Origin of the sequence: Metabacillus dongyingensis (assembly GCF_019933155.2) — a bacterium.
Classification (GTDB): domain Bacteria; phylum Bacillota; class Bacilli; order Bacillales; family Bacillaceae; genus Bacillus_P; species Bacillus_P dongyingensis.
Map to the genome: position 1 here is coordinate 4,827,281 of NZ_CP082944.1, position 17,870 is coordinate 4,845,150.

A 17,870-nucleotide genomic window follows, 5' to 3' on the forward strand; every position below is an offset into this window, starting at 1 on the left:
CACGCTTACTGGTCTGCCTGATCGAGTCTGCTCGATTGATCTTCAACGATAAGAGCATCGACAAACTCATCAAGTTTCCCTTGCAGAATCTGATCAAGCTTTTGGATCGTCAGGCCAATGCGGTGGTCTGTTACACGGTTTTGCGGGAAGTTATACGTGCGGATCCGTTCTGATCGGTCACCTGTACCGACCGCAAGCTTGCGGGTTTGGTCGTATTCAGCCTGTGCTTCTCGCTGAAATTTATCATAAACGCGTGCTCGCAATACTTTCATTGCTTTTTCTTTGTTTTTGATCTGGGATTTTTCATCCTGACATGAAACGACTGTTCCTGTTGGAAGATGCGTTAAGCGAACAGCTGACATTGTCGTGTTTACACTTTGTCCGCCCGGTCCGCTTGATGTGAATGTATCTACACGAATGTCTTTTTCATGGATCTCAATCTCTACTTCTTCTGCTTCCGGCAAGCATGCAACGGTAGCTGTTGAAGTATGGATTCTTCCGCCTGATTCTGTTTCAGGAACGCGCTGTACACGGTGTGCCCCATTCTCATATTTCAGCTTTGAGAATGCGCCTCTTCCGTTAATCATGAAAATGATCTCTTTGTAGCCGCCGACTCCTGTTGAGTTTGCTTCCATCACTTCTGTTTTCCAGCCTTGGGCTTCAGCAAAACGGCTATACATGCGGTAAAGATCGCCTGCAAATAAGGCTGCCTCGTCTCCGCCTGCTGCACCGCGAATCTCCATGATTACGTTTTTGTCATCGTTCGGATCTTTTGGAACAAGAAGGATTTTCAAACGTTCAGAGAGCCCTTTTTCCTGTGCCTGAAGCTCAGAAAGCTCTTCTTTCACCATTTCACGCATATCTGCATCAAGCTTGTCATCAAGCATGATTTTTGCGTCATCGATCTGCTCTTTCACAGATTTATATTCACGGTATACTTCAACAGTTTCCTGCAGGTCAGATTGTTCTTTTGAATATTCACGAAGCTTCTTAGAATCGCTGATAATATCAGGATCCATCAGCAGCCCATTTAATTTTTCGTAGCGGTCTTCTACGGATTGTAAGCGATCTAACACGTTATTCACCTCAATTTTCGTCCATAACGTTATAATTATAGTATAGGTTAACCCAAGCGTCAAAAGCAAATTGACTAAGAAAAGTGCAAACGCCCGTTTAGTGCAGGCAGACAAATAAGGATTCGATAGAAAAGACGCTTATTGGCTTTACTGGCGGATTCATTACGCTTGCCGTCGAATCGAAAAATCTAATACATTCTTAAAACTCCAGAAAGCAAGGGAAGAAAAATGAAAATAAGAAAAGTGCATCATGTTGCCGTTATATGTACCGATTATGCCTTGTCAAAGGACTTTTATGTGAATAAGCTTGGATTTGAAGTAATCCATGAATTTTACCGTGCCGAAAGGGATTCGTATAAATTGGATCTGGCTGTTGGAGATCACACTCAAATTGAGCTGTTCTCTTTTCCATCACCCCCGGAACGTCCTTCACGCCCAGAAGCAGCAGGCCTTAGACATCTGGCTTTTTCTATTGAAAATATTCATGAGACAGTGAGTCATTTGAGTAAACTGGGAATCGAAACAGAGCCGATACGGGTTGATCCCTTCACAAACAGACACTTCACCTTTTTCCAGGATCCAGATGGATTGCCGCTGGAATTATATGAGGATCCCGTCGAAACAGCGAGTCACAAATCGTAAAATCTTCACTTTCTTTGACGAATCCATTCTTCTTTTGTCTGCATAGAAGGGATGCATCTTCCCCTTATCGAACATGTTGATTATCGTGTTTCGTATGTTTCGGATCGATTAAGATAGGGGGAAAAAGATGAATACAAGCCAGGTCGCGAAGTTATTGGGTGTGTCGCCGAAAACCGTACAGCGCTGGGTAAAGCAGCTGAATTTGCAGATGGAACGGAATGAGCTCGGCCATTATTTGTTTACAGATGAAGATATTAATACCTTAAGGGATATTAAAGATCAATTAAATCAGGGGATCCTTTTTCATGAAGTAAAGGTTGCGGAAAAGAAATCTCCTAGAAAAGGAATTATGAAAACAGAAGCAGCTGAATCCGATCCTGATTTCGATGAACTATTGCAAAAGATTGCTGAGCTTGATCAAAAAGTAAACAGCAAAGCAGACAGTGTTGTCTCATACCAGCTTTTGCAGCACCGCAGGGAAATTGAGGAATTAAACGAGCGAATCGCTGAACTGGAAGCTAAGATTGAAAGCTTCGAAAAACAAAAAGATAAGCATCCTGCCCAGCATCCTCTTGTTTTCGATCATATCAAAGCACCTAAAAAACAAAAGCGCAGAAATCTGATCAGCTCCATCTTCAGTTTCTAGCATGAAAAAACTCGTTTACACAGAAACGAGTTTTTATTTTGTTTCAAGATTCACTTTAATATCGTAACGCGGAATGATATTCTGCATTTTTGTTTGAAGTTCTGCCTGCTTCTTTTGTTTTTCATCCTCTGTGAGTTCTGAATCAGATGCTACATCCACCCAAATTGTGTTTCCATTCATCGTGACGTTGTTGATTTTAAGAGACTTGTCATTCCGGATGGCTTCTTGAAGTTTATCCATTTCATCTTCGTTTTGCTCGCGGTTTTTTGACAGATTTAAAAAATTGGGGTTCTGTTCAGTTGTTCCGCGTTCATTTGATACCCCTTCCCCTGTTTGTTTCAGCTCACTGCCTTTATGCGATTCAGGCTGAATTTCGGACTTCCCGCTTGGATTTGAACACGCTCCCAGTAAAAGCAATATAATGACCATCCAAACAACTTTCATTATGAACACCTCCATTTTTAAGGTGCCCAAATTCCTCATAAAAAAAGCTGCCTGATAAAAATTATCGGCAGCTTTGGTGTTTTATTATAAGTTCTGAGTTTCCTGTTCACTTCGAAATGCTTTTACAGGTTTTTCGGGTACTTCATGATGATGGCGGCATCTTGGCTCGTACGATTCAGATGCACCGACAAGAATGATTGGATCGTTGTACGATGCCGGTTTGCCATTAATCAGTCTTTGGGTTCGGCTTGCAGGAGATCCGCAAACAGAGCAGACAGCCTGAAGCTTTGTTACGAGCTCAGCGACAGCCATTAGTGCTGGAACTGTGCTGAATGGCTCTCCTCTGAAATCTTGATCAAGTCCTGCAGCAATCACACGGTATCCTTGATTGGCAAGCGTTGTGACAACATCCACAATTCCTTCATCAAAAAATTGAACCTCATCAACAGCGATAACGTCTGTTTCGGGTGTAATATATTTAAATAGATCACTTGAAGAGGCAACGGCATGACTGATCATCGCAGTCCCATTATGTGAAACAACCTCTTCGTCACTGTAGCGATTATCGATGGCGGGCTTAAACACCTTAACTTGCTGTTTGGCAAATTGCGCCCGGCGGACTCTTCTGATTAGCTCTTCAGATTTCCCCGAGAACATGCTTCCGCAGATGACCTCAAGCCACCCGCTTTGTTTCATAACATACATGAAAACGGCCTCTCCCTTCATGATTAAACCTGTTTCTATGGTTGAGCGCCCTTTATGACGTCACATTTCTATCGTAAAATAAACCGCAGCGGTTTATAAGTCTCGTATGAATCCATATGTAAAAGTGCTTATTCCACTCTTATTATGGCTGTTTTTCCCAAGAATTCGCGGGAAATGGCGTAAAAAAACAGGCAAGACAGAAATCTTGCCTGTTTCCTTTAATCTATGATTATTTAAGACCGTATTTTTTGTTGAAGCGATCAACACGACCGTCAGCAGAAGCGAATTTTTGACGTCCTGTGTAGAATGGATGGCACTCAGAGCAAACCTCGATGCGCACCTCGTCTTTTACAGAACCAGTTTCAAATTCATTTCCACAAGCACATTTAACCATAACTTTTTTGTAGTTAGGATGTATAGCTGCTTTCATTCCGTTTCATCTCCTTCCGCCCTGAATCGTTTGTCGAAACAGAGTTATCAATTCCAGAAGATTGACTTCCGGAAAAGCACATAAAAAAATTATAACAAGCTTCCAATTTATTTGCAACTAGTTCGGAATAAAATTTACAATCGTTTTCCCGAGACACCTGCCGCTTTCCATTCAGCATCTAAAATGCTGAAGAATTCTTCATTGGATTTTGAATTACGCAATTTTTTAAGGAATTTTTCAGCAAAGTCAGGTGAATCTGACATTGATTTGCGGATCGCCCAAAGTTTTTCAAGATGCTCTCTAGGAATAAGCAATTCTTCTTTACGCGTTCCAGAACGGCGGATATCGATTGCCGGGAAGATGCGTTTTTCAGCAAGAGAACGATCAAGGTGAAGTTCCATGTTGCCCGTTCCTTTAAACTCCTCATAGATCACATCATCCATACGTGAACCTGTATCTACTAGAGCTGTTGCAAGAATTGTCAGGCTGCCGCCTTCTTCAATGTTTCTTGCCGCTCCAAAAAACCGCTTCGGACGGTGAAACGCAGCCGGATCGATGCCGCCTGACAGCGTACGTCCGCTCGGCGGAATAACAAGGTTATAAGCACGCGCAAGGCGAGTGATGCTGTCCATAAGGATGATGACGTCTTTCTTATGCTCGACAAGGCGCATTGCACGTTCAAGTACGAGCTCTGCAACTTTGATATGGTTCTCAGGAACTTCATCAAATGTTGAGCTCACGACATCGCCCGCTACAGAACGTTCAATATCCGTTACTTCCTCAGGACGCTCATCGATCAGAAGAACGATCAATTCAGCTTCAGGATGATTCGTTGTCACACTGTTAGCGATTTCTTTTAATAACATCGTTTTACCCGCTTTAGGAGGAGCAACGATTAGTCCGCGCTGTCCAAATCCAACAGGAGCAATCACGTCCATGATGCGTGTCGAAAGGTCATTTGGTTTTGTTTCAAGAATAATTTGTCTGTTCGGGTACAGCGGTGTCAAAGCCGGAAAATGAACACGCTCTTTTGCAGATTCAGGGTCGTCCCCATTTACTGCCTCTACGTGAAGCAATCCGTAATAGCGTTCATTTTCCTTCGGCGGACGCACTTTACCGGAAACCTTGTCTCCGTTTCTTAAATCAAAACGGCGGATTTGCGAAGCTGAAATATAGATATCTTCAGAACTCGGGGAATAATTGATAGGTCTTAAGAACCCAAATCCCTCTGATTGAATAATTTCAAGAACGCCTTCCATGAACAATAAGTCCTCTTGTTCAGCGTTTGCTTTTAAAATGGCAAAGATCAATTCTTTTTTTGTCAGTTTACTGTAATATGAAATTTTATAATGACGCGCAAGTTCATATAACTCTTTTAATTTCATATGTTCGAGATTGGAAATTGAAACCTCGCTCATGTCAACACCACACTTTATAAATTATAAAAAACATTGGTTCTTCCATCTATATTCGTAAAAAATTAGAAAATGGATCAGATATAGAGAAGAAATAGAAGATAGGCTTGAAGTAGGAAAAGCAGTGTGAAAGATAATCTTTCATTTACGCAGCACTCTTTAGTTTTACCTTATTTGCTGAATTTAATCAATATATTTCACACATTGAAATGATTTTGAAATAAACCCAGAAAAGCTGAAACGGCTTGCACAGACCTTAGATTATTCTACAAAAAAGAAGCGAGCAGCCGAAGCCGCTCTGCTTTTTTCATTATTGTGGTTTATTTCATTACTAGATTTGGTTTTTTGCTTAAGCTGTGTGTGCCGTCAATAAAACGAACAGTTCCTGATTTTGCACGCATAACAAGTGATTGAGTTGTTCCGATAGAAGCTTTGAACTGAACCCCTTTAAGGAGTTCCCCGTCAGTAACGCCTGTTGCAGCAAAAATGGCATCTTCGCCTTTTACCAGGTCTTCCATGAGGAGTACCTTGTTAACGTCTAGACCCATCTTTTCGCATCTTTCGCGTTCTTCATCATTTTGCGGGAGCAGTTTGCCTTGGATTTCTCCCCCAAGGCACTTTAGCGCCACTGCTGCCAATACGCCCTCAGGCGCACCGCCTGATCCAAACAGGATATCTACACCCGTATGATCAAATGCTGTATTGATCGCACCAGCAACGTCGCCATCATTGATCAGCTTAATGCGGGCGCCAGCCTCGCGAAGCTCTTTAATGATATGCTCGTGTCTTTCACGGTTTAAGATCGTTGCAACGACATCCTCAATGTTTTTATTCTTTGCTTTTGCAACAGCCTTTAAGTTATCGATGATTGGAGCATTAATATCAATGCAGCCTACTGCTTCAGGTCCAACCGCAATTTTATCCATGTACATATCCGGTGCATTCAGAAGATTTCCGTGATCTGCAATTGCAATGACTGCAAGTGCATTCCAGCCTCCTGATGCAACGATATTTGTGCCCTCAAGCGGATCAACAGCAACGTCTACACGCGGTCCATAGCCTGTCCCAAGCTTTTCGCCGATGTAGAGCATTGGCGCTTCGTCCATCTCGCCTTCTCCGATTACAACTGTGCCTTTCATCGGAATGGTATCAAATACGTCTCTCATTGCGGATGTTGCTGCATCATCAGCTTCATCTTTTTTGCCTCTTCCCATCCAGCGTGCAGAAGCAAGTGCTGCTGCCTCCGTTACGCGGACCAGTTCCATCGATAAACTTCTCTCCATTGTTCGTTCCTCCCATGTATCCCATGCTGTGATTTTTATTTATCTAAGCTCTTTTCATAATTATTGTTGCTTATATTGGAAAAAGAGCACGATATATACCTCTATACGTGAGAAAATTAAATACGGAAAGCAACTATCTCTGCAAAATCAGCCTTTATTTATGAGCTTTGCAGCTGCTCAATTTCCTGTTCTGTCAGCTTTTCACGCCAAATTGTTGCCCCGAGGCTTGTCAGCTTTTCTTCAAGCTGGCTGTAGCCGCGGTCAATGTGCTCGAGACCCGTGACCTCTGTCACTCCTTCTGCAATCAAACCGGCTGCCACCAATGCAGCACCTGCGCGAAGATCGCTTGCCTTTACTTTGGCGCCTTGAAGCTTTGTTGGCCCTGACACAATCGCTGATCTGCCTTCCACCTTAATCTTTGCTCCCATCCGGCGCAATTCATCAATATGCTTAAAGCGCGCAGAATAGATCGTATCCGTCACAACACTTGTCCCAGAAGACTTCGTTAACAAGGATGTAAATGGCTGCTGCAGATCTGTCGGAAAACCTGGATAAACAAGCGTTTTAATATCTACTGCTTTTAGTTCCTTCTGGCCGCCGACAATCCAGATCTGATCATTATTTGTTTCAACGTGGATGCCCATCTCTCTGAATTTGGCAATGAGAGATTCAAGGTGAAGCGGAATTACATTATCAATCAGCACTTCCTGACCCATTGCTGCCCCGATAATCATATACGTTCCAGCTTCAATTCTGTCCGGAATAATGGAGTGTCTGCAGCCATGAAGACTTTCAACACCATCAATGCGGATGACATCTGTACCTGCGCCTTTTATTCTTGCGCCCATGCTGGATAAAAGCGTAGCAACATCAATAATCTCCGGCTCTTTTGCTGCATTCTCAATAATCGTCTGTCCTTTTGCAAGCACAGCAGCAAGCATAATATTAATGGTTGCACCAACACTTACAACGTCCAAATAGATTCGTGCACCTTTTAATTCCTCAGCGCGCAAATAGATGGCACCTTGTTCATTTGTTACCTGTGCCCCTAAAGCTTCGAAACCTTTAATATGCTGATCAATTGGTCGAGGCCCAAGGTGGCATCCTCCAGGCAAACCGATAACTGCCTTTTTAAAACGTCCAAGCATCGCACCCATTAAATAATAAGAAGCGCGCAGCTTTTTGACCTTCCCGCTTGGAAGAGGCATGGAGATCATCTCTGCCGGATTCACATACATTTCGTTATCCTTAAATTCAGCTGTCCCTCCAATTTCTTCGAGAAGCCCTTTTAAAATATGTACATCCGAAATATCGGGTAAACCTTCAATCGTCACGGGTGATTGCGCAAGGATGGTAGCGGGTATTAATGCAACCGCACTGTTTTTGGCACCGCTTATATTAACCGTTCCTTTTAAAGGATATCCGCCTGCTATTTTTAACTTTTCCATGATAGTCTCCTTTCTCAGAGAAGTTGGCTTATTGCTCAAGCTAAAAGCCATCGTGTTATGAGATTAAAATGGTGGTTCTTAAGTCTAAAAACCCTAACCTGCACGATTAAAAATGAAAGAGACTCTGGAAAAGATCTCTTTTCAACAAATATTTTCCATTAATGCGGCAAAGAATACAAGTTCAAGATTTTTTTTCTTTTATTCATTATGACATATGAAATTTTTTTAGATACCATTTAATTTAATGAAGAGGTCATTTGGCAGGGGGAATTTATAAGCGAATAGAAGGTTCTTAATTTAAGAGACAAATGGCAAGCACTATGCTTGCCATTCATTAAGTCTATAGTCATTGCAATCTATTGTATACGATTATTCCAGTCTGCTAAAAACTTTTCGATTCCCTGATCTGTTAAAGGATGCTTGCAAAGCTGATTAATGACGTTGAATGGAATAGTGGCAATATGTGCACCGTGAAGAGCTGCTTCTGTCACGTGCATTGGATGTCTGATGGATGCTGCAATGATTTGAGATTCGATTCCGTGAATATCAAACATTTGCGAGATTGTAGAAATCAGCTCCATGCCATTTTGTCCAATGTCATCCAATCGGCCCACAAATGGTGATACATATGTAGCACCGGCTCTTGCAGCAAGCAATGCCTGATTTGCATTGAAAATCAGTGTAACATTCGTTTTAATGCCAAGGTCTGTTAAAGCTTTGACAGCCTTCAAACCGTCTGGCGTCATTGGAACTTTCACTGTGATGTTCGGTGCAATCTTAGCAAGCTCCTTGCCCTCGTCAATCATTTCCTCTGCCTTTAAGGAAATAACTTCTGCACTGACTGAACCTGAGACGATTGCTGTGATTTCTCTTAGGCGATCATGAAAGGATACATTTTCTTTTGCTACTAAACTCGGATTCGTTGTAACACCTGATAAAATTCCAAGAGACTGTGCTTCTTTTATTTCTTCGACATTTGCCGTATCAATGAAAAATAACATTCTGCCATCCTCCTAAGATATCAGAAAAATTGATCTTGTTTACGCTTACTTATTATTGAAAGAGAAACCGCCTTATCGTTTCTGAAGTGTATCAAAGGCGGTTTTATCTTTTTTTGAAAAATTAAGCTCTGCCAGCAGAACCGAATTCTTTCATTTTGCCTGCAACTGTAGCTTTAATTGCATCGCGTGCAGGTCCTAAGTATTTACGTGGATCGTATTCGTTAGGCTTAGCTGCTAATGTTTCGCGAACTGCTTTTGCAGAAGCGATTTGGTTTTCAGTGTTAACGTTGATTTTAGCTGTACCGAAAGAGATCGCTTTTTTGATATCGTGTGTTGGGATACCAGTTCCGCCATGAAGAACTAAAGGCATACCTGTAAGGTTACCGATTTCTTCCATCTCTTTGAAACCTAAGTTAGGCTCGCCTTTGTAAGGACCGTGTACTGATCCAAGTGCTGGAGCAAGGCAGTCGATGCCTGTGCGTTTTACCATTTCGTCGCACTCTTTAGGATCAGCGTAAATAACGCCTTCAGCAATTACGTCATCCTCTTGTCCGCCGACAGTTCCAAGCTCAGCTTCAACAGAAACGCCTTTTGAATGAGCATAGTCCACAACTTTAGCTGTTGTTTCGATGTTTTCTTCAAATGGGTGGTGAGAAGCATCAATCATAACTGAAGTGAATCCAGCATCGATTGCTTCTTTACATTTTTCAAAGCTTGAACCATGGTCAAGGTGAATCGCAACTGGAACAGTCACTTTCAAGTCTTCCATAAGTCCTTCTACCATTTTAACAACTGTTTTGAAGCCGCTCATGTAACGTGCAGCGCCCTCAGATACACCAAGGATTACAGGTGATTTTTCTTCTTCAGCAGCTTGAAGAATTGCTTGAGTGAACTCAAGGTTGTTCAGGTTAAATTGACCTACAGCGTAACCTTCGCTTTTTGCTTTATTCAACATTTCTGTCATTGATACTAAAGGCATGTCGAAATATCCTCCCTATGCAGCTAATTTGCTAAACCGAAAAGCTTACGTAACATCTAGCATGACCAGAACGATTGCAATGTATGTAATCTGATGAAATGATATACGGGCTTTTCTCATTAACTAGCATACCAACTTATGAGAGAAACGGCAACTTTTCGACATAAATCTGAATTTTCTGTAAATATTTAATTTGATCTGATTGGAATGTACTTTCTCACAGCATCACGAATCTCATCTATATCAAATGGTTTTGCGAAATGCGTAAGCGCTCCAAGGTCTTTCGCTTCCTGAATCATATCGAGCTCGCCATATGCAGTCATAATGATAACGCGGATGTCAGGCTCAACCACCCTCATGCGTTTTAGGATTTCAATTCCATCCATTCCAGGAATTTTCATATCTAAAAGCACTAAATCCGGTTTATGCTTGTCAACAATTTCCAAAGCCTGAAAGCCATTTGCCGCCTGGAATGTCTGATATCCTGCTTTTTGAAAAACCTCATTCAGCAAAATTCGGATTCCATACTGATCGTCCACAATTAATATTTTTTCATTCATGTCCCTGCACCTCTTCATATTAGGATTATTCAGCAAAAACTGCCGACCATTTCTATTTAAGCTCTTTTCTGAATCCTTGTTGCTTTCAAATGATATTTAAGGTGCTCACCGCACTTTTAAGACTCTAATGCTTAACTGGCAAAGAGCACGAAAACCATTTTATATACGTAGTTTTACTGCGAAACAACAATCTATGCGAAAACAGCTATGTTTACTTAAACCTGCGGAGAGCTTTCTCCCTAGTATAAGACAGTCCGCTGAAACATACGATATTTATTCGGTTCTGCGTATTCTTATTCCTGCTTAAATAAGAAGAACTTTATCGACAAATTCTGAAATGCCCTGTTAGGAGTTCTAATTATTATTCGTTATAATAATGGATGTAAAGGAGTGTTTTTTCTATGATGAAAATTTTCATGACACAATTGAATGGCCACTTCAGCCGGATCCATGAGCAGGAAGAGTCTGCAATAGAGGACGGCGCAAGACTGCTTGCACAGGCTGCAGTCGGAAGCGGCACTATATATATACATGGGTTTGATGAACTTGGCGGCATTACTGGTGAAGCGGTGTTAAGCGCTGAGCCCCTGCCTGGTGCAAAATCTTTATTTCTTGAGGACGGCTCAATGAATAAGCTGACAGATGCAGACCGCGTACTGCTGTTTACCCATCGGTCGAATGACCTGAAGGCGATAGAGCTTGCTCTGAAGCTGCAAGAAATCGGCGCCGGCACAGTCGGCGTATCATGCTTGATGAAGGATGAAGATGCAAGTCTTGATGAGCTTGTGGATGTTCATATTGATACAAAGCTGAAAAAGGGTCTGATTCCGGATGAGGATGGCAGCCGCTATGGCTATCCTGCTTTAATGACATCGCTATTTGCCTATTATGCACTGAGTTTTACACTAAAAGAGATACTTAGTGAGTATGAATAGACATGCGGTGCCGAAAGGAGGCCTTGCCAGCGCAGAAAAATGAAATCTGCTGCATCTTCCAAACATGCAGAAACAGTTTTCAGCGAAAATCGCCCTTTTATTAGCGGAAAAGGAATAATTTATAGCCAGTTTTCTGTTTTTATTAGCCGATTTTGAGTTTTATTTAGCCGGCCATTTTTTCGAACTATCCGCTACATTTAATAATTGTGCACTTTTTCTAATTTCTGAGAATTGGCCTGGACTAGCCAAAATTTATCTTGGGACAACACGGGAACATCAAAATCCTCTGTTAGCTAAGACAAAAAACCCCTGACAGCTCAGCTGTCAGGGGTTTTCTCATATTTATTTTTCAGAAGCCATCAATGATGCATTCACGAATTCACGGAATAATGGCTGCGGTCTTGTTGGTCTTGATGTAAATTCCGGGTGGAACTGGGATGCCACAAACCAAGGATGATCTTTTAATTCGATGATTTCAACCAGTCTGCCGTCAGGGCTTGTACCTGAGAAGATGAATCCTGCGTCTTCCATTGCTTGACGGTATTCATTGTTGAACTCATAGCGATGACGGTGACGCTCATAGATAACTTCATCCTGATATGCCTCAAATGCACGTGATGATGGATCAAGCTTAGCCGGGTAAAGTCCAAGACGAAGTGTGCCGCCAAGGTCCTCGATATCTTTTTGCTCTGGAAGCAAGTCAATAACCGGGTATGGTGTTGCAAGATCAAGCTCTGATGAATGTGCACCCTGCAGTCCAAGAACATTGCGTGCATATTCAATTGAAGCTACTTGCATGCCAAGACAGATTCCAAAGAATGGCACTTTGTTCTCACGAGCATATTGAGTTGCAAGGATTTTCCCTTCTACGCCGCGATCTCCGAATCCGCCTGGAACAAGGATTCCATCCACGTCTGAAAGCAGCTCTTCTGTGTTCAATGCTGTTACTTCTTCAGCATTGATCCATTTGATGCTGATGTCTGCATCAAATGCATAGCCTGCATGACGCAACGCTTCAACAACGGAAATGTAAGCATCTTGAAGCTCTACGTATTTACCGACGATTGCAATGCGAACTGTTTTAGACAGGTTCGTTACTTTTTGAACTAGCTCGATCCACTCAGACATTTCAGGTTCGCGTGAATCAAGTTTTAAGTGATCGCAAGTGATTTGGTCAAGATGCTGTTCTTGAAGTGCCAATGGGATGGAGTAAAGAGTATCTGCATCACGGCATTCAATAACTGCGTTTGTATCAATATCACAGAATAAGGCAATTTTGTCCTTCATGTCCTGTGAAATTGGCATTTCTGTACGAAGAACGATTACGTTTGGCTGAATGCCCAAGCTTCTTAGTTCTTTTACACTGTGCTGTGTCGGCTTTGTTTTCATTTCGCCTGCAGCTTTGATGTAAGGAACAAGTGTACAGTGGATGTACATGACATTGTCACGGCCAATGTCGCTCTTCATTTGACGGATAGCTTCAAGGAATGGAAGTGACTCGATATCCCCTACCGTTCCTCCGATTTCAGTAATAACAACATCCGCATTTGTTTCTTTTCCTGCACGGAATACACGGTCTTTGATCTCATTTGTAATATGAGGAATAACCTGCACTGTTCCGCCAAGGTAATCGCCGCGGCGTTCTTTCTTTAATACAGACGAGTAAATTTTACCAGTTGTTACGTTGCTGTATTTATTTAAATTTATATCAATGAAACGCTCATAGTGTCCTAAGTCCAAGTCTGTTTCAGCACCATCGTCCGTTACGAAGACCTCTCCATGCTGATAAGGACTCATCGTTCCTGGATCCACGTTGATGTATGGATCAAACTTTTGGATTGTCACCTTTAATCCGCGGTTCTTTAGCAAACGTCCAAGAGATGCAGCTGTAATCCCTTTTCCTAATGAGGATACAACTCCTCCTGTAACAAAAATATACTTTGTCATGTGTTCTTCTCCCTTCAAGTGATGTATAAGATTAATGTGCACAAAAGAAAACATTCCCAATCTAATGGGAACGATTTTACTTTATAAGTTTTGTTTGGGGGCTATAAAGAAAAGCGGAAGCGCCTTGTTCAGCTCCGACAGGCAGATAAGGATCCGGCAGATAAGGCGCTTTTTGCCTTTACTGACGGGGCCGTTCTGACCGAGGAGCTAGGCGCTGGAGCTAGACATGAATGCTCAAACTTGCTCTCGCCTGTAAATAAATAAAGCGGAAGTAACTTGCCCGGCAGTAAAAATGCCAGCTTTCGGCTGCCTATATATGGCCAGCAGGAATTGATCCGCGCTTTGTAAAAATAAGAAAGCTCCCTTTCCGCTTTACGAAAGGGAGCATGGTATATAAAATCCATAGGTATTGCTTTTAAAGAGCCCAAATAAGATTCTACCTAGTTGGTTCCTGAAAGTCAAGATGATTATAAATCTTCTTCCTCTTCTTCTTCAAGATCCTCGTCCAGGTCTTCTTCCAACTCTTCTTCTTCAAGATCGAACTCTTCGTCTTCAATGACTTCATCGATTTCTTCTGCATCGTCATCCAGATCGTCGTCGTCATCAAGGTCATCGTCAGTATCGTCTTCGTACTCTTCGATGTCATCATATTCTAATTCTTCTTCATCCACTTCATCGAAATCATCAATTTCAAGGTCTTCAGCAACCGCTTTTTTCGCTTTTTTCTTCTTAGGCTTAGCGACTGGCACAACCTCTTCTTCGATTTGTTCATATGGGTACCAGCTGCGCAGTCCCCAAGTATTTTCCCCAACACAAATATAACGTCCGTCGATATTCAAATCCGTGTAGAATTGTGAAATTTTATCTTCAACCTGGCTTTGAGTCAAGCCGATTATTTGGCTGATCTCTTTTACTAAATCTTTAAAAAGATATGGCTGTTTTTTTTCTGTCATCAGGTCGTATGCAACTTCAACCATTGACAATTCTTTAAGCTGTTCCTTGGAATATTGTGAAATACTCAAAGTGAGGCACTCCCTTTCTCGTCGTTCATCTATTGGAGGTAAAAAAAACGCAAGCGGCTTTGTCAGCTGGACAGCCTGTTTTTTCTCACCCTATAAGAAATCCGGAAGTGAGATTGATAGCACCGTCCGAATCCTATGTATTCAAGTCATACCATTCATTATAAACAAATTCTAACACTTTATGCTACCTTAATCTTCTTCCTTGTAATAAATCAGAATAATTTTCATCATTTCTATTAAAATTTAGATCTTCATAGAAAAACTCGGAAGAATTCCCGAGTTTTCAGCGGCTGTTTTTGATTTGTTTAAAGTTGTTCTGAAGCTCCTGAAGGCGGACGCGGCCTTGTTCGCGCAGCTGTTTGTTCTCATCTTCAATTGCCTTTGTTTCCTGCATGCCTTTTAGGATAATGCTCCAGGTTTCTTCGATTGTTTCCATTTTAATGCTTGGACTTCCTGAAAGTCTTGCAATATCAACACTTTGCTTTGATATATTTTGAGCGTTTCGGACAAGCATTTCATTTGTGCGTTTTTCAAGCTCGTTCATAGAATCGGCCACAAGCTTCTGTCTTTTTGCAGCAATAGCATTGATAAGACCTGTTTTAAAGATTGGAATGGTTGTGACGAAAGCAGAGTTGATTTTTCCTATCAGCTTTGTATTTCCTCTTTGCAGAAGCCGAATTTGCGGCGCTGACTGATAGGCAACTTGTTTGGCAAGCTCCAGGTCATAAACTCTTTGTTCAAGTACTTCTACCGCATTTCGCATTGTATCAAGCTCCATTTGTGCAAGCTGATCTCCTGATGCTGCTTTTGTTTCTAAAGCCGGAAGCTGCTGCTTCAGTTCAGCTGCTTTCATATCCCCGGCCACGATATATTTTTCAAGCTCCATGTAATACTGGAAGTTTTGTTCATACAGCTGTTCTAGTGTATTGGTTGAACGCTTCATTTCATCTTCATATTTGACGATTTCCATGTACACTTTATCAATTTCCCCGCCCATCGTCTGGTACTTGGACATGATTTTCTCTACCATTTTCTGGCCGCGGTTAAAGATTTTCTTCATAAACCCTTTATTTTCCGCAAAATCCTTTGGATCAAAGCGGTCCATGATTTTGCCAAGATGTTTGAGGAGAGCGCTTGACTCTTCCATACTGCTTGACTGCATCGTATTTAATATTTTTCCTGAAAAAGCGGAAATTTCATCCGCCGGCGCTTTTCCATATTCAAGCATGCCGACTTGATTGCGGTAGTCAATCATTTGCGCAAGCTTTTGAACTTCCGGTTCTTTTTGCAGCTGCACTTTCATATTGTTCGGCCCTTGCTGCAGAACCTCTTCCATTTGATCCACTTTACCCAGTCCTGGTACTTGAGACATGTTGGTATCCTCCCTCGATAATAAAATCAGAACATTTTTCGGATGAATTTTTTCAGCCGCGAAGGCTCCTGAAACGCTTCACCAAAGCTCATTTCATCCAGCCAATGACTGTCAAAATATCGTTCATCTACAAAGTTTTCTATGTCATTATGACCCGGCGGATTGTAAATCACGATATCCAGTCCGAATTCATTCATTAAAAGCAGAATGGCTGCATCAGCACGTGTCATGATGCCGTTATTCTCATTATTGTAAAGCACAACCCGCGGCACATATTGAGAGTAATCGAAATTCTGCAGCAGCTTAATCATGCTGTTTGGAATATTCATAGCTTGATTAAACAAATATAATTGCAGATCATATAAGCTTTCCTGATCTTGTTTTTTCAATTTAGGATGTGCGCAATATCTCGAGATTGCTTCAGCAATTCCCTTTTGCAGGCCGGTTGGAAGGTTGCTGTATCTCCACCAATGACTGTTCATCATTTTTTCAGCCTGGAGCTCCTGCTTTTCACTCAGGGCATTTTGATAATGAAAGTGAGGGTTTCCTTTCGCTTCCCAAGTAAAAGGAAATTGTTTAATAACCTCTGCATATTCATAATCGGCCAAGTCCTGAATCTTGCTCCAGTAAGCCCGCCGGTTTTTTGTCATCCCAAAAATTTTTGAAAAGATGGCCGGTATATTCACTGTCTGGTTCCGGACTTCAAAATTCGGCCTTAAAAATGCTCTTTCTTTTATAAGAATGAAAAGTTCGTCGTATGTTGTTTTCAGCGTAATGGCATTAGGAGAATAATTTCTGAATTGCCACGGCTTATAAAGCATGGAATCATCTGAATGAAGTACCTGGTCTATTTCTTTCGATGCTTTATAAGCAATAGTAGAAGTTCGCTCAGGCCTTATTTTTGGAAACGCTGTCAGTTGATGAGTCCCCGGATAGCGAATGATCTTGCATATCGCTTCATCCGGATCTGCATCGGCCATTATATCTGTTCCCTCCGGATGGGCAATGATGACGTCACAGCCGAAAAGAATAAGGAACGTAAGAAAGTATTGCTCGCTTGCCGTCGCATTTCCATACCAGAAAAATGCTGGTATTCTGTCTTCTTGCTTTGCAGTTTTCTCAAGTTCTTTATATAAATGATTCCACGTCCATTTAACAAGATCCACAATGACTCTTCTGAAATCTCCTGTTTCATCCTTGCGCTCCTCGAAAAAAGGAGTCAGCACTTTGATGACACAAGCTCTCAAATGGCGGTTCAATTCAGGATTTTTAAGCATTGGAAGCAGCTGGTCACGGTCCATAAAAGCGACAAACCGGTTCACTGACAGTTTTTCTTTTCCATGCAGTATTAATAAGTTCTGAATCGCCTGGAATTTTTCCTGCGGAATCGTTTTGTCGAGATTTTCACTGATAAAGTGAAGGTCAAGTTCTTCGTTATGAACAAGATCATAGAGCATTTGAAAATACTCATCTTCCACTAAAGGTGTTCCAAGCATCCGAATGGCTATTTGAGGGATTTTCATTTCAGAGGGAGTATTCACAAATCCCGAGCGCTCGGATAACGGCTGAAAAAGAAGCGCTTGCCAATCTGTTTCAAGATTAGCCGCTGCTACTGGCTGATATGTTCGAATCATCTCTCTTCCCTCCCCCAAAAGTCACATCCAGCTATCTATTTTATATTCTTACGTTTCATTCGAGCAGAAATGTAACGTTCCAGAAAAGAGTCTATCTGCCTGTTCTCTTTTCGCCAAAAACGTGCTGCATTCCTTCACTCGTTACAACCCATGTTTTCCCGAATTTTCGAATGGTGCCTTTAGGGAATTGATCAATCCGTTTACGCAGGGCAGAATTGTCTATTCCCCATTCCCGGCAGGCCTGAGTGGAACTCATAATATTCTTATCCAATAAATTTGTATGGTTCTTTTCTAATGTAACCAATACGTTCACTCCAATAATATCTAAAGA

Annotated in this window: 17 protein-coding genes and 1 pseudogene; 3 read left to right on the forward strand and 15 right to left on the reverse strand. The window is 41.8% G+C overall.

Features of this window, described 5'->3' with window-relative positions; all coding sequences use genetic code 11:
* Positions 1-5 precede the first annotated feature (5 nt).
* Entirely contained in the window at positions 6-1,076 is a 1,071-nt protein-coding gene (gene prfA / locus K8L98_RS23850) for a peptide chain release factor 1 (protein WP_223438655.1), read from the reverse strand.
* 228 nt (positions 1,077-1,304) lie between these two features.
* Between prfA and gloA2 the strand changes: the two genes are divergently transcribed.
* The gene (gloA2, locus tag K8L98_RS23855; RefSeq protein ID WP_223438656.1) at positions 1,305-1,718 is read left to right on the forward strand and encodes an SMU1112c/YaeR family gloxylase I-like metalloprotein; all 414 of its coding nucleotides are present in this window, start codon (positions 1,305-1,307) and stop codon (positions 1,716-1,718) included.
* A gap of 127 nt (positions 1,719-1,845) precedes the next feature.
* The gene (locus tag K8L98_RS23860; RefSeq protein WP_223438657.1) at positions 1,846-2,364 is read left to right on the forward strand and encodes a MerR family transcriptional regulator; all 519 of its coding nucleotides are present in this window, start codon (positions 1,846-1,848) and stop codon (positions 2,362-2,364) included.
* A 33-nt stretch (positions 2,365-2,397) separates the two neighbouring features.
* Here the strand turns inward: K8L98_RS23860 and K8L98_RS23865 are convergent, their stop codons facing one another.
* The 9 genes from K8L98_RS23865 to K8L98_RS23905 all read right to left on the reverse strand — a co-directional run bounded on the left by K8L98_RS23865 (position 2,398) and on the right by K8L98_RS23905 (position 10,629).
* A complete protein-coding gene (locus K8L98_RS23865; protein ID WP_223438658.1) occupies positions 2,398-2,808 on the reverse strand; it encodes a hypothetical protein in 411 nt (136 codons plus the stop codon).
* Between the two features lie 84 nt (positions 2,809-2,892).
* Positions 2,893-3,513, reverse strand: a complete 621-nt coding sequence (locus K8L98_RS23870; protein WP_223438659.1) for a thymidine kinase — start codon at positions 3,511-3,513, stop codon at positions 2,893-2,895.
* Between the two features lie 229 nt (positions 3,514-3,742).
* Complete coding sequence (rpmE, locus tag K8L98_RS23875) at positions 3,743-3,943, reverse strand: 50S ribosomal protein L31 (RefSeq protein WP_029283312.1); 201 nt, start codon at positions 3,941-3,943, stop codon at positions 3,743-3,745.
* Between the two features lie 134 nt (positions 3,944-4,077).
* Positions 4,078-5,361 carry a transcription termination factor Rho gene (rho, locus tag K8L98_RS23880; RefSeq protein WP_223438660.1) on the reverse strand — a complete coding sequence of 428 codons (1,284 nt, stop codon included), beginning with the start codon at positions 5,359-5,361 and terminating at the stop codon, positions 4,078-4,080.
* Positions 5,362-5,678: 317 nt separating this feature from the next.
* On the reverse strand, positions 5,679-6,641 hold the full coding sequence (gene glpX, locus K8L98_RS23885) for a class II fructose-bisphosphatase (protein ID WP_223438661.1): 963 nt from the start codon (positions 6,639-6,641) through the stop codon (positions 5,679-5,681).
* 158 nt (positions 6,642-6,799) lie between these two features.
* Entirely contained in the window at positions 6,800-8,089 is a 1,290-nt protein-coding gene (locus K8L98_RS23890; protein WP_223438662.1) for a UDP-N-acetylglucosamine 1-carboxyvinyltransferase, read from the reverse strand.
* A 356-nt stretch (positions 8,090-8,445) separates the two neighbouring features.
* Entirely contained in the window at positions 8,446-9,090 is a 645-nt protein-coding gene (fsa, locus tag K8L98_RS23895) for a fructose-6-phosphate aldolase (protein WP_223438663.1), read from the reverse strand.
* 121 nt (positions 9,091-9,211) lie between these two features.
* The gene (locus K8L98_RS23900; protein ID WP_223438664.1) at positions 9,212-10,069 is read right to left on the reverse strand and encodes a class II fructose-bisphosphate aldolase; all 858 of its coding nucleotides are present in this window, start codon (positions 10,067-10,069) and stop codon (positions 9,212-9,214) included.
* A gap of 188 nt (positions 10,070-10,257) precedes the next feature.
* On the reverse strand, positions 10,258-10,629 hold the full coding sequence (locus tag K8L98_RS23905; RefSeq protein ID WP_223438665.1) for a response regulator: 372 nt from the start codon (positions 10,627-10,629) through the stop codon (positions 10,258-10,260).
* 401 nt (positions 10,630-11,030) lie between these two features.
* On the opposite strand from K8L98_RS23905, the gene K8L98_RS23910 reads away from it, so the two are divergent.
* On the forward strand, positions 11,031-11,564 hold the full coding sequence (locus tag K8L98_RS23910) for a DUF2529 domain-containing protein (RefSeq protein ID WP_223438666.1): 534 nt from the start codon (positions 11,031-11,033) through the stop codon (positions 11,562-11,564).
* 342 nt (positions 11,565-11,906) lie between these two features.
* Here K8L98_RS23910 and K8L98_RS23915 read toward each other — a convergent pair whose 3' ends face one another.
* The 5 genes and pseudogenes from K8L98_RS23915 to K8L98_RS23935 form a co-directional block, all read right to left on the reverse strand.
* Positions 11,907-13,511: a CTP synthase gene (locus tag K8L98_RS23915; protein ID WP_223438667.1), complete on the reverse strand. Its 1,605-nt coding sequence runs from the start codon at positions 13,509-13,511 to the stop codon at positions 11,907-11,909.
* A 467-nt stretch (positions 13,512-13,978) separates the two neighbouring features.
* Entirely contained in the window at positions 13,979-14,533 is a 555-nt protein-coding gene (gene rpoE, locus K8L98_RS23920) for a DNA-directed RNA polymerase subunit delta (RefSeq protein ID WP_223438668.1), read from the reverse strand.
* A gap of 283 nt (positions 14,534-14,816) precedes the next feature.
* Complete coding sequence (locus K8L98_RS23925) at positions 14,817-15,905, reverse strand: toxic anion resistance protein (protein ID WP_223438669.1); 1,089 nt, start codon at positions 15,903-15,905, stop codon at positions 14,817-14,819.
* Positions 15,906-15,931: 26 nt separating this feature from the next.
* Positions 15,932-17,539, reverse strand: a complete 1,608-nt coding sequence (locus K8L98_RS23930; protein ID WP_223438670.1) for a YceG family protein — start codon at positions 17,537-17,539, stop codon at positions 15,932-15,934.
* Between the two features lie 91 nt (positions 17,540-17,630).
* A pseudogene (locus tag K8L98_RS23935) lies at positions 17,631-17,816 on the reverse strand (helix-turn-helix domain-containing protein); the annotation flags it as partial.
* Positions 17,817-17,870: the final 54 nt, after the last annotated feature.

Bases quoted from the DNA above. Each gene is read 5' to 3' on its own strand.
- rpmE (WP_029283312.1), bottom strand. From the start codon at position 3,943: ATGAAAGCAGCTATACATCCTAACTACAAAAAAGTTATGGTTAAATGT.
- gloA2 (WP_223438656.1), top strand. From the start codon at position 1,305: ATGAAAATAAGAAAAGTGCATCATGTTGCCGTTATATGTACCGATTAT.
- K8L98_RS23915 (WP_223438667.1), bottom strand. From the start codon at position 13,511: ATGACAAAGTATATTTTTGTTACAGGAGGAGTTGTATCCTCATTAGGA.
- K8L98_RS23890 (WP_223438662.1), bottom strand. From the start codon at position 8,089: ATGGAAAAGTTAAAAATAGCAGGCGGATATCCTTTAAAAGGAACGGTT.
- K8L98_RS23900 (WP_223438664.1), bottom strand. From the start codon at position 10,069: ATGCCTTTAGTATCAATGACAGAAATGTTGAATAAAGCAAAAAGCGAA.
- K8L98_RS23930 (WP_223438670.1), bottom strand. From the start codon at position 17,539: ATGATTCGAACATATCAGCCAGTAGCAGCGGCTAATCTTGAAACAGAT.
- K8L98_RS23910 (WP_223438666.1), top strand. From the start codon at position 11,031: ATGATGAAAATTTTCATGACACAATTGAATGGCCACTTCAGCCGGATC.
- K8L98_RS23925 (WP_223438669.1), bottom strand. From the start codon at position 15,905: ATGTCTCAAGTACCAGGACTGGGTAAAGTGGATCAAATGGAAGAGGTT.
- fsa (WP_223438663.1), bottom strand. From the start codon at position 9,090: ATGTTATTTTTCATTGATACGGCAAATGTCGAAGAAATAAAAGAAGCA.
- rho (WP_223438660.1), bottom strand. From the start codon at position 5,361: ATGAGCGAGGTTTCAATTTCCAATCTCGAACATATGAAATTAAAAGAG.
- K8L98_RS23865 (WP_223438658.1), bottom strand. From the start codon at position 2,808: ATGAAAGTTGTTTGGATGGTCATTATATTGCTTTTACTGGGAGCGTGT.
- K8L98_RS23860 (WP_223438657.1), top strand. From the start codon at position 1,846: ATGAATACAAGCCAGGTCGCGAAGTTATTGGGTGTGTCGCCGAAAACC.
- K8L98_RS23905 (WP_223438665.1), bottom strand. From the start codon at position 10,629: ATGAATGAAAAAATATTAATTGTGGACGATCAGTATGGAATCCGAATT.
- K8L98_RS23870 (WP_223438659.1), bottom strand. From the start codon at position 3,513: ATGTATGTTATGAAACAAAGCGGGTGGCTTGAGGTCATCTGCGGAAGC.
- glpX (WP_223438661.1), bottom strand. From the start codon at position 6,641: ATGGAGAGAAGTTTATCGATGGAACTGGTCCGCGTAACGGAGGCAGCA.